This is a genomic window from Streptococcus nakanonensis (assembly GCF_059738785.1).
Map to the genome: position 1 here is coordinate 1,585,240 of NZ_AP027139.1, position 13,424 is coordinate 1,598,663.

Annotated in this window: 1 protein-coding gene (running past one end of the window); it reads right to left on the reverse strand. The window is 44.3% G+C overall.

What is annotated here, in order from left to right:
- A protein-coding gene (locus AC6I9F_RS07645; protein WP_498021466.1) for a DUF1542 domain-containing protein crosses the window boundary here: on the reverse strand, positions 1-13,424 show its end. The gene runs 13,588 nt beyond the window's last position; 13,424 of the gene's 27,012 nt are visible here — the last part of the coding sequence; the start codon falls outside the window, past its right edge; it ends in the stop codon at positions 1-3.

Consider the following 13,424-nt stretch of genomic DNA (forward strand, 5'->3'; position numbering starts at 1 on the left):
TTATCTTAACTGAGTAAGAATAGCTTTGAGTTTATCAATCAACTCATCTTCTGTGTGGTCAGACTCTTTCTCATTGGCTAGGAAGACAACTGCTTGAGCGAGAGCTTCTCGTGCTTGATCAAGGACTTTCGCATCTACACTTGTAAGGTCACCGTCTTGCAGAACCTTAGTCAATTCCTTGGTCAATTTCTTGAGTTCTGACTCTTTCTTACGACGCGCGATGAGGAAGAGAAGGAGACCAAGAAGGGCGAGAAGGCTGCCAATCATCGTACCGTATGGAAGATGACCTTGCTCTTTCCTTGTTTGTTTCGTTTCTTCTTCATCCTTAGTCGCTTGCTTGCCTTTCAAGGATTCGAGTGCTTCTTTGACCTTGTCAGTCATCTCTTTCAAGCCTGCCTCTGTCAAGTCAGCATTTCTAAGGGCTTCTTGACCCTCTCCGAGAATGACCTTCGCAGCGTCGATGACAGATTGATCAATACCATCCAAGTCTTTCAAACGAGTTTCCAGTTCTTCAACCAATCGAGCAAGTTCAGACTTGTCAACAGAACGAGTCTCACTAGGAGTCACTGGAGTGCCTGAATTGTTTGAAGTAGATGTAGAAACTGGTGTTTCTTGAGCTGGAGTACTTGCTTGAGCCTGTCCAACAGTAGATGATGGAGTAGCAGGGGTGGTGTTGCTACTATCGTCTGTCGTCACACTAGGGACTGGAGTGTTGCCACTGTTACCTGGTGTCACACTGTTGCTATTGCTGTCAGCAGGGGTGGTAGTACCGCCGTTGTTCGTGTTAGCACCGTTATCGGCATTAGTACCGCTGTTGGTGTTAGCACTGTCGTCAGGACGTGGAGTTGGATTTGGACGAGGAGCAGGCTGAGGATTGATATTATTGATAGCGGTAGTGCCATTATTCTTCGCTTCATCTACCTTATCGTTAGTTGGAGCGTCGTCAATAGCTTTCTTAGCGTCTTTTGCTGCTGTATCAACATCAGATTTCGCTTTGTCCTTCTCTTCTTTCGTCAAGTCGGTACGCTTATCAATCTCAGCTTTCTTAGTCTCAGCCGCTTTGTCGATTTCTTTCTTAGCTTCAGATTTCTTATCGCCAGTTGGATTGATGTTATCGATAGCTGTATTGCCATTATTCTTCGCTTCATCTACCTTATCGTTAGTTGGAGCGTCGTCAATAGCTTTCTTAGCGTCTTTTGCTGCTGTATCAACATCAGATTTCGCTTTGTCCTTCTCTTCTTTCGTCAAGTCGGTACGCTTATCAATCTCAGCTTTCTTAGTCTCAGCCGCTTTGTCGATTTCTTTCTTAGCTTCAGATTTCTTATCGCCAGTTGGGTTGATGTTATCGATAGCTGTATTGCCATTATTCTTCGCTTCATCTACCTTATCGTTAGTTGTCGCGTCGTCAATAGCTTTCTTAGCTTTTTCTGCTGCTGTTTCAACATCAGATTTCGCTTTGTCCTTCTCTTCTTTCGTCAAGTCGGTACGCTTATCAATCTCATCTTTCTTAGCCTTAGCTGCTTGGTCGATAGTCCCTTTAGAAGCATCTGTGATTTTATATTTCACTGGTACATTTTCCGTACTACCATCTTCATATGTCACTGTAAGTTCAATATCATGGAAACCATCTGTTGTAGGATAGCTTGTTCCATCTTTCAACTTAGCAGACTGTTTGTGTTCAGCATTTACAGCGTCTAACAAATCATTATCTGTAACATTTTGTTTGTATGGTTTGACTAGTGTATTTGTAGTCACACTGTGACTTTGTTTCGTGTGAGGCGTACTGCTAGCGCTATTTTCAAGATCACCTTCTCCAACTTTTGCTGTTACGGTGACGCTATCGCCTACTTGGTTCGCTGGAACTTCAATCGAACCTTCTCTCACCTTAACGTCTGGATGGTTACCCTCTACAGTCCAAGTGCCGTCTTGTCCTTTCTTGACAAGTACTTTATCACCTGAAGCTAACGGAATCTCAATCTTATCTCCTCCATTTGTCGTATCTGGAGTCACTTTCAAGTTACCGTTTTGCCATTGTCCTACCGTTGGTGCGGTTGGCGCGGCTTTCGTCACTTTCAAGGTTACCGTTGTGCTTTCTTGAGAACCATCACCGTAAGTAACCAAGACATCTACTTGTTTTTCAGTATCAGCTTCTACTTTTGGTAGAGTTCCTACAGAGGTGACTGATGTGATTCCTGAGTCTTTATATGGCTTGTCTTGATCATTTTCACGAACGCCCACAACTCCCGTATTGGTATGAAGGTCTTCACCACTCAAGCTTTCTGTTGGTTTCTTAATGATATCCTTCTTCACAAGACTGTGACTTTGTTTCGTGTGAGGCGTACTGCTAGCGCTATTTTCAAGATCACCTTCTCCAACTTTTGCTGTTACGGTGACGCTATCGCCTACTTGGTTCGCTGGAACTTCAATCGAACCTTCTCTCACCTTAACGTCTGGATGGTTACCCTCTACAGTCCAAGTGCCGTCTTGTCCTTTCTTGACAAGTACTTTATCACCTGAAGCTAACGGAATCTCAATCTTATCTCCTCCATTTGTCGTATCTGGAGTCACTTTCAAGTTACCGTTTTGCCATTGTCCTACCGTTGGTGCGGTTGGCGCGGCTTTCGTCACTTTCAAGGTTACCGTTGTGCTTTCTTGAGAACCATCACCGTAAGTAACCAAGACATCTACTTGTTTTTCAGTATCAGCTTCTACTTTTGGTAGAGTTCCTACAGAGGTGACTGATGTGATTCCTGAGTCTTTATATGGCTTGTCTTGATCATTTTCACGAACGCCCACAACTCCCGTATTGGTATGAAGGTCTTCACCACTCAAGCTTTCTGTTGGTTTCTTAATGATATCCTTCTTCACAAGACTGTGACTTTGTTTCGTGTGAGGCGTACTGCTAGCGCTATTTTCAAGATCACCTTCTCCAACTTTTGCTGTTACGGTGACGCTATCGCCTACTTGGTTCGCTGGAACTTCAATCGAACCTTCTCTCACCTTAACGTCTGGATGGTTACCCTCTACAGTCCAAGTGCCGTCTTGTCCTTTCTTGACAAGTACTTTATCACCTGAAGCTAACGGAATCTCAATCTTATCTCCTCCATTTGTCGTATCTGGAGTCACTTTCAAGTTACCGTTTTGCCATTGTCCTACCGTTGGTGCGGTTGGCGCGGCTTTCGTCACTTTCAAGGTTACCGTTGTGCTTTCTTGAGAACCATCACCGTAAGTAACCAAGACATCTACTTGTTTTTCAGTATCAGCTTCTACTTTTGGTAGAGTTCCTACAGAGGTGACTGATGTGATTCCTGAGTCTTTATATGGCTTGTCTTGATCATTTTCACGAACGCCCACAACTCCCGTATTGGTATGAAGGTCTTCACCACTCAAGCTTTCTGTTGGTTTCTTAATGATATCCTTCTTCACAAGACTGTGACTTTGTTTCGTGTGAGGCGTACTGCTAGCGCTATTTTCAAGATCACCTTCTCCAACTTTTGCTGTTACGGTGACGCTATCGCCTACTTGGTTCGCTGGAACTTCAATCGAACCTTCTCTCACCTTAACGTCTGGATGGTTACCCTCTACAGTCCAAGTGCCGTCTTGTCCTTTCTTGACAAGTACTTTATCACCTGAAGCTAACGGAATCTCAATCTTATCTCCTCCATTTGTCGTATCTGGAGTCACTTTCAAGTTACCGTTTTGCCATTGTCCTACCGTTGGTGCGGTTGGCGCGGCTTTCGTCACTTTCAAGGTTACCGTTGTGCTTTCTTGAGAACCATCACCGTAAGTAACCAAGACATCTACTTGTTTTTCAGTATCAGCTTCTACTTTTGGTAGAGTTCCTACAGAGGTGACTGATGTGATTCCTGAGTCTTTATATGGCTTGTCTTGATCATTTTCACGAACGCCCACAACTCCCGTATTGGTATGAAGGTCTTCACCACTCAAGCTTTCTGTTGGTTTCTTAATGATATCCTTCTTCACAAGACTGTGACTTTGTTTCGTGTGAGGCGTACTGCTAGCGCTATTTTCAAGATCACCTTCTCCAACTTTTGCTGTTACGGTGACGCTATCGCCTACTTGGTTCGCTGGAACTTCAATCGAACCTTCTCTCACCTTAACGTCTGGATGGTTACCCTCTACAGTCCAAGTGCCGTCTTGTCCTTTCTTGACAAGTACTTTATCACCTGAAGCTAACGGAATCTCAATCTTATCTCCTCCATTTGTCGTATCTGGAGTCACTTTCAAGTTACCGTTTTGCCATTGTCCTACCGTTGGTGCGGTTGGCGCGGCTTTCGTCACTTTCAAGGTTACCGTTGTGCTTTCTTGAGAACCATCACCGTAAGTAACCAAGACATCTACTTGTTTTTCAGTATCAGCTTCTACTTTTGGTAGAGTTCCTACAGAGGTGACTGATGTGATTCCTGAGTCTTTATATGGCTTGTCTTGATCATTTTCACGAACGCCCACAACTCCCGTATTGGTATGAAGGTCTTCACCACTCAAGCTTTCTGTTGGTTTCTTAATGATATCCTTCTTCACAAGACTGTGACTTTGTTTCGTGTGAGGCGTACTGCTAGCGCTATTTTCAAGATCACCTTCTCCAACTTTTGCTGTTACGGTGACGCTATCGCCTACTTGGTTCGCTGGAACTTCAATCGAACCTTCTCTCACCTTAACGTCTGGATGGTTACCCTCTACAGTCCAAGTGCCGTCTTGTCCTTTCTTGACAAGTACTTTATCACCTGAAGCTAACGGAATCTCAATCTTATCTCCTCCATTTGTCGTATCTGGAGTCACTTTCAAGTTACCGTTTTGCCATTGTCCTACCGTTGGTGCGGTTGGCGCGGCTTTCGTCACTTTCAAGGTTACCGTTGTGCTTTCTTGAGAACCATCACCGTAAGTAACCAAGACATCTACTTGTTTTTCAGTATCAGCTTCTACTTTTGGTAGAGTTCCTACAGAGGTGACTGATGTGATTCCTGAGTCTTTATATGGCTTGTCTTGATCATTTTCACGAACGCCCACAACTCCCGTATTGGTATGAAGGTCTTCACCACTCAAGCTTTCTGTTGGTTTCTTAATGATATCCTTCTTCACAAGACTGTGACTTTGTTTCGTGTGAGGCGTACTGCTAGCGCTATTTTCAAGATCACCTTCTCCAACTTTTGCTGTTACGGTGACGCTATCGCCTACTTGGTTCGCTGGAACTTCAATCGAACCTTCTCTCACCTTAACGTCTGGATGGTTACCCTCTACAGTCCAAGTGCCGTCTTGTCCTTTCTTGACAAGTACTTTATCACCTGAAGCTAACGGAATCTCAATCTTATCTCCTCCATTTGTCGTATCTGGAGTCACTTTCAAGTTACCGTTTTGCCATTGTCCTACCGTTGGTGCGGTTGGCGCGGCTTTCGTCACTTTCAAGGTTACCGTTGTGCTTTCTTGAGAACCATCACCGTAAGTAACCAAGACATCTACTTGTTTTTCAGTATCAGCTTCTACTTTTGGTAGAGTTCCTACAGAGGTGACTGATGTGATTCCTGAGTCTTTATATGGCTTGTCTTGATCATTTTCACGAACGCCCACAACTCCCGTATTGGTATGAAGGTCTTCACCACTCAAGCTTTCTGTTGGTTTCTTAATGATATCCTTCTTCACAAGACTGTGACTTTGTTTCGTGTGAGGCGTACTGCTAGCGCTATTTTCAAGATCACCTTCTCCAACTTTTGCTGTTACGGTGACGCTATCGCCTACTTGGTTCGCTGGAACTTCAATCGAACCTTCTCTCACCTTAACGTCTGGATGGTTACCCTCTACAGTCCAAGTGCCGTCTTGTCCTTTCTTGACAAGTACTTTATCACCTGAAGCTAACGGAATCTCAATCTTATCTCCTCCATTTGTCGTATCTGGAGTCACTTTCAAGTTACCGTTTTGCCATTGTCCTACCGTTGGTGCGGTTGGCGCGGCTTTCGTCACTTTCAAGGTTACCGTTGTGCTTTCTTGAGAACCATCACCGTAAGTAACCAAGACATCTACTTGTTTTTCAGTATCAGCTTCTACTTTTGGTAGAGTTCCTACAGAGGTGACTGATGTGATTCCTGAGTCTTTATATGGCTTGTCTTGATCATTTTCACGAACGCCCACAACTCCCGTATTGGTATGAAGGTCTTCACCACTCAAGCTTTCTGTTGGTTTCTTAATGATATCCTTCTTCACAAGACTGTGACTTTGTTTCGTGTGAGGCGTACTGCTAGCGCTATTTTCAAGATCACCTTCTCCAACTTTTGCTGTTACGGTGACGCTATCGCCTACTTGGTTCGCTGGAACTTCAATCGAACCTTCTCTCACCTTAACGTCTGGATGGTTACCCTCTACAGTCCAAGTGCCGTCTTGTCCTTTCTTGACAAGTACTTTATCACCTGAAGCTAACGGAATCTCAATCTTATCTCCTCCATTTGTCGTATCTGGAGTCACTTTCAAGTTACCGTTTTGCCATTGTCCTACCGTTGGTGCGGTTGGCGCGGCTTTCGTCACTTTCAAGGTTACCGTTGTGCTTTCTTGAGAACCATCACCGTAAGTAACCAAGACATCTACTTGTTTTTCAGTATCAGCTTCTACTTTTGGTAGAGTTCCTACAGAGGTGACTGATGTGATTCCTGAGTCTTTATATGGCTTGTCTTGATCATTTTCACGAACGCCCACAACTCCCGTATTGGTATGAAGGTCTTCACCACTCAAGCTTTCTGTTGGTTTCTTAATGATATCCTTCTTCACAAGACTGTGACTTTGTTTCGTGTGAGGCGTACTGCTAGCGCTATTTTCAAGATCACCTTCTCCAACTTTTGCTGTTACGGTGACGCTATCGCCTACTTGGTTCGCTGGAACTTCAATCGAACCTTCTCTCACCTTAACGTCTGGATGGTTACCCTCTACAGTCCAAGTGCCGTCTTGTCCTTTCTTGACAAGTACTTTATCACCTGAAGCTAACGGAATCTCAATCTTATCTCCTCCATTTGTCGTATCTGGAGTCACTTTCAAGTTACCGTTTTGCCATTGTCCTACCGTTGGTGCGGTTGGCGCGGCTTTCGTCACTTTCAAGGTTACCGTTGTGCTTTCTTGAGAACCATCACCGTAAGTAACCAAGACATCTACTTGTTTTTCAGTATCAGCTTCTACTTTTGGTAGAGTTCCTACAGAGGTGACTGATGTGATTCCTGAGTCTTTATATGGCTTGTCTTGATCATTTTCACGAACGCCCACAACTCCCGTATTGGTATGAAGGTCTTCACCACTCAAGCTTTCTGTTGGTTTCTTAATGATATCCTTCTTCACAAGACTGTGACTTTGTTTCGTGTGAGGCGTACTGCTAGCGCTATTTTCAAGATCACCTTCTCCAACTTTTGCTGTTACGGTGACGCTATCGCCTACTTGGTTCGCTGGAACTTCAATCGAACCTTCTCTCACCTTAACGTCTGGATGGTTACCCTCTACAGTCCAAGTGCCGTCTTGTCCTTTCTTGACAAGTACTTTATCACCTGAAGCTAACGGAATCTCAATCTTATCTCCTCCATTTGTCGTATCTGGAGTCACTTTCAAGTTACCGTTTTGCCATTGTCCTACCGTTGGTGCGGTTGGCGCGGCTTTCGTCACTTTCAAGGTTACCGTTGTGCTTTCTTGAGAACCATCACCGTAAGTAACCAAGACATCTACTTGTTTTTCAGTATCAGCTTCTACTTTTGGTAGAGTTCCTACAGAGGTGACTGATGTGATTCCTGAGTCTTTATATGGCTTGTCTTGATCATTTTCACGAACGCCCACAACTCCCGTATTGGTATGAAGGTCTTCACCACTCAAGCTTTCTGTTGGTTTCTTAATGATATCCTTCTTCACAAGACTGTGACTTTGTTTCGTGTGAGGCGTACTGCTAGCGCTATTTTCAAGATCACCTTCTCCAACTTTTGCTGTTACGGTGACGCTATCGCCTACTTGGTTCGCTGGAACTTCAATCGAACCTTCTCTCACCTTAACGTCTGGATGGTTACCCTCTACAGTCCAAGTGCCGTCTTGTCCTTTCTTGACAAGTACTTTATCACCTGAAGCTAACGGAATCTCAATCTTATCTCCTCCATTTGTCGTATCTGGAGTCACTTTCAAGTTACCGTTTTGCCATTGTCCTACCGTTGGTGCGGTTGGCGCGGCTTTCGTCACTTTCAAGGTTACCGTTGTGCTTTCTTGAGAACCATCACCGTAAGTAACCAAGACATCTACTTGTTTTTCAGTATCAGCTTCTACTTTTGGTAGAGTTCCTACAGAGGTGACTGATGTGATTCCTGAGTCTTTATATGGCTTGTCTTGATCATTTTCACGAACGCCCACAACTCCCGTATTGGTATGAAGGTCTTCACCACTCAAGCTTTCTGTTGGTTTCTTAATGATATCCTTCTTCACAAGACTGTGACTTTGTTTCGTGTGAGGCGTACTGCTAGCGCTATTTTCAAGATCACCTTCTCCAACTTTTGCTGTTACGGTGACGCTATCGCCTACTTGGTTCGCTGGAACTTCAATCGAACCTTCTCTCACCTTAACGTCTGGATGGTTACCCTCTACAGTCCAAGTGCCGTCTTGTCCTTTCTTGACAAGTACTTTATCACCTGAAGCTAACGGAATCTCAATCTTATCTCCTCCATTTGTCGTATCTGGAGTCACTTTCAAGTTACCGTTTTGCCATTGTCCTACCGTTGGTGCGGTTGGCGCGGCTTTCGTCACTTTCAAGGTTACCGTTGTGCTTTCTTGAGAACCATCACCGTAAGTAACCAAGACATCTACTTGTTTTTCAGTATCAGCTTCTACTTTTGGTAGAGTTCCTACAGAGGTGACTGATGTGATTCCTGAGTCTTTATATGGCTTGTCTTGATCATTTTCACGAACGCCCACAACTCCCGTATTGGTATGAAGGTCTTCACCACTCAAGCTTTCTGTTGGTTTCTTAATGATATCCTTCTTCACAAGACTGTGACTTTGTTTCGTGTGAGGCGTACTGCTAGCGCTATTTTCAAGATCACCTTCTCCAACTTTTGCTGTTACGGTGACGCTATCGCCTACTTGGTTCGCTGGAACTTCAATCGAACCTTCTCTCACCTTAACGTCTGGATGGTTACCCTCTACAGTCCAAGTGCCGTCTTGTCCTTTCTTGACAAGTACTTTATCACCTGAAGCTAACGGAATCTCAATCTTATCTCCTCCATTTGTCGTATCTGGAGTCACTTTCAAGTTACCGTTTTGCCATTGTCCTACCGTTGGTGCGGTTGGCGCGGCTTTCGTCACTTTCAAGGTTACCGTTGTGCTTTCTTGAGAACCATCACCGTAAGTAACCAAGACATCTACTTGTTTTTCAGTATCAGCTTCTACTTTTGGTAGAGTTCCTACAGAGGTGACTGATGTGATTCCTGAGTCTTTATATGGCTTGTCTTGATCATTTTCACGAACGCCCACAACTCCCGTATTGGTATGAAGGTCTTCACCACTCAAGCTTTCTGTTGGTTTCTTAATGATATCCTTCTTCACAAGACTGTGACTTTGTTTCGTGTGAGGCGTACTGCTAGCGCTATTTTCAAGATCACCTTCTCCAACTTTTGCTGTTACGGTGACGCTATCGCCTACTTGGTTCGCTGGAACTTCAATCGAACCTTCTCTCACCTTAACGTCTGGATGGTTACCCTCTACAGTCCAAGTGCCGTCTTGTCCTTTCTTGACAAGTACTTTATCACCTGAAGCTAACGGAATCTCAATCTTATCTCCTCCATTTGTCGTATCTGGAGTCACTTTCAAGTTACCGTTTTGCCATTGTCCTACCGTTGGTGCGGTTGGCGCGGCTTTCGTCACTTTCAAGGTTACCGTTGTGCTTTCTTGAGAACCATCACCGTAAGTAACCAAGACATCTACTTGTTTTTCAGTATCAGCTTCTACTTTTGGTAGAGTTCCTACAGAGGTGACTGATGTGATTCCTGAGTCTTTATATGGCTTGTCTTGATCATTTTCACGAACGCCCACAACTCCCGTATTGGTATGAAGGTCTTCACCACTCAAGCTTTCTGTTGGTTTCTTAATGATATCCTTCTTCACAAGACTGTGACTTTGTTTCGTGTGAGGCGTACTGCTAGCGCTATTTTCAAGATCACCTTCTCCAACTTTTGCTGTTACGGTGACGCTATCGCCTACTTGGTTCGCTGGAACTTCAATCGAACCTTCTCTCACCTTAACGTCTGGATGGTTACCCTCTACAGTCCAAGTGCCGTCTTGTCCTTTCTTGACAAGTACTTTATCACCTGAAGCTAACGGAATCTCAATCTTATCTCCTCCATTTGTCGTATCTGGAGTCACTTTCAAGTTACCGTTTTGCCATTGTCCTACCGTTGGTGCGGTTGGCGCGGCTTTCGTCACTTTCAAGGTTACCGTTGTGCTTTCTTGAGAACCATCACCGTAAGTAACCAAGACATCTACTTGTTTTTCAGTATCAGCTTCTACTTTTGGTAGAGTTCCTACAGAGGTGACTGATGTGATTCCTGAGTCTTTATATGGCTTGTCTTGATCATTTTCACGAACGCCCACAACTCCCGTATTGGTATGAAGGTCTTCACCACTCAAGCTTTCTGTTGGTTTCTTAATGATATCCTTCTTCACAAGACTGTGACTTTGTTTCGTGTGAGGCGTACTGCTAGCGCTATTTTCAAGATCACCTTCTCCAACTTTTGCTGTTACGGTGACGCTATCGCCTACTTGGTTCGCTGGAACTTCAATCGAACCTTCTCTCACCTTAACGTCTGGATGGTTACCCTCTACAGTCCAAGTGCCGTCTTGTCCTTTCTTGACAAGTACTTTATCACCTGAAGCTAACGGAATCTCAATCTTATCTCCTCCATTTGTCGTATCTGGAGTCACTTTCAAGTTACCGTTTTGCCATTGTCCTACCGTTGGTGCGGTTGGCGCGGCTTTCGTCACTTTCAAGGTTACCGTTGTGCTTTCTTGAGAACCATCACCGTAAGTAACCAAGACATCTACTTGTTTTTCAGTATCAGCTTCTACTTTTGGTAGAGTTCCTACAGAGGTGACTGATGTGATTCCTGAGTCTTTATATGGCTTGTCTTGATCATTTTCACGAACGCCCACAACTCCCGTATTGGTATGAAGGTCTTCACCACTCAAGCTTTCTGTTGGTTTCTTAATGATATCCTTCTTCACAAGACTGTGACTTTGTTTCGTGTGAGGCGTACTGCTAGCGCTATTTTCAAGATCACCTTCTCCAACTTTTGCTGTTACGGTGACGCTATCGCCTACTTGGTTCGCTGGAACTTCAATCGAACCTTCTCTCACCTTAACGTCTGGATGGTTACCCTCTACAGTCCAAGTGCCGTCTTGTCCTTTCTTGACAAGTACTTTATCACCTGAAGCTAACGGAATCTCAATCTTATCTCCTCCATTTGTCGTATCTGGAGTCACTTTCAAGTTACCGTTTTGCCATTGTCCTACCGTTGGTGCGGTTGGCGCGGCTTTCGTCACTTTCAAGGTTACCGTTGTGCTTTCTTGAGAACCATCACCGTAAGTAACCAAGACATCTACTTGTTTTTCAGTATCAGCTTCTACTTTTGGTAGAGTTCCTACAGAGGTGACTGATGTGATTCCTGAGTCTTTATATGGCTTGTCTTGATCATTTTCACGAACGCCCACAACTCCCGTATTGGTATGAAGGTCTTCACCACTCAAGCTTTCTGTTGGTTTCTTAATGATATCCTTCTTCACAAGACTGTGACTTTGTTTCGTGTGAGGCGTACTGCTAGCGCTATTTTCAAGATCACCTTCTCCAACTTTTGCTGTTACGGTGACGCTATCGCCTACTTGGTTCGCTGGAACTTCAATCGAACCTTCTCTCACCTTAACGTCTGGATGGTTACCCTCTACAGTCCAAGTGCCGTCTTGTCCTTTCTTGACAAGTACTTTATCACCTGAAGCTAACGGAATCTCAATCTTATCTCCTCCATTTGTCGTATCTGGAGTCACTTTCAAGTTACCGTTTTGCCATTGTCCTACCGTTGGTGCGGTTGGCGCGGCTTTCGTCACTTTCAAGGTTACCGTTGTGCTTTCTTGAGAACCATCACCGTAAGTAACCAAGACATCTACTTGTTTTTCAGTATCAGCTTCTACTTTTGGTAGAGTTCCTACAGAGGTGACTGATGTGATTCCTGAGTCTTTATATGGCTTGTCTTGATCATTTTCACGAACGCCCACAACTCCCGTATTGGTATGAAGGTCTTCACCACTCAAGCTTTCTGTTGGTTTCTTAATGATATCCTTCTTCACAAGACTGTGACTTTGTTTCGTGTGAGGCGTACTGCTAGCGCTATTTTCAAGATCACCTTCTCCAACTTTTGCTGTTACGGTGACGCTATCGCCTACTTGGTTCGCTGGAACTTCAATCGAACCTTCTCTCACCTTAACGTCTGGATGGTTACCCTCTACAGTCCAAGTGCCGTCTTGTCCTTTCTTGACAAGTACTTTATCACCTGAAGCTAACGGAATCTCAATCTTATCTCCTCCATTTGTCGTATCTGGAGTCACTTTCAAGTTACCGTTTTGCCATTGTCCTACCGTTGGTGCGGTTGGCGCGGCTTTCGTCACTTTCAAGGTTACCGTTGTGCTTTCTTGAGAACCATCACCGTAAGTAACCAAGACATCTACTTGTTTTTCAGTATCAGCTTCTACTTTTGGTAGAGTTCCTACAGAGGTGACTGATGTGATTCCTGAGTCTTTATATGGCTTGTCTTGATCATTTTCACGAACGCCCACAACTCCCGTATTGGTATGAAGGTCTTCACCACTCAAGCTTTCTGTTGGTTTCTTAATGATATCCTTCTTCACAAGACTGTGACTTTGTTTCGTGTGAGGCGTACTGCTAGCGCTATTTTCAAGATCACCTTCTCCAACTTTTGCTGTTACGGTGACGCTATCGCCTACTTGGTTCGCTGGAACTTCAATCGAACCTTCTCTCACCTTAACGTCTGGATGGTTACCCTCTACAGTCCAAGTGCCGTCTTGTCCTTTCTTGACAAGTACTTTATCACCTGAAGCTAACGGAATCTCAATCTTATCTCCTCCATTTGTCGTATCTGGAGTCACTTTCAAGTTACCGTTTTGCCATTGTCCTACCGTTGGTGCGGTTGGCGCGGCTTTCGTCACTTTCAAGGTTACCGTTGTGCTTTCTTGAGAACCATCACCGTAAGTAACCAAGACATCTACTTGTTTTTCAGTATCAGCTTCTACTTTTGGTAGAGTTCCTACAGAGGTGACTGATGTGATTCCTGAGTCTTTATATGGCTTGTCTTGATCATTTTCACGAACGCCCACAACTCCCGTATTGGTATGAAGGTCTT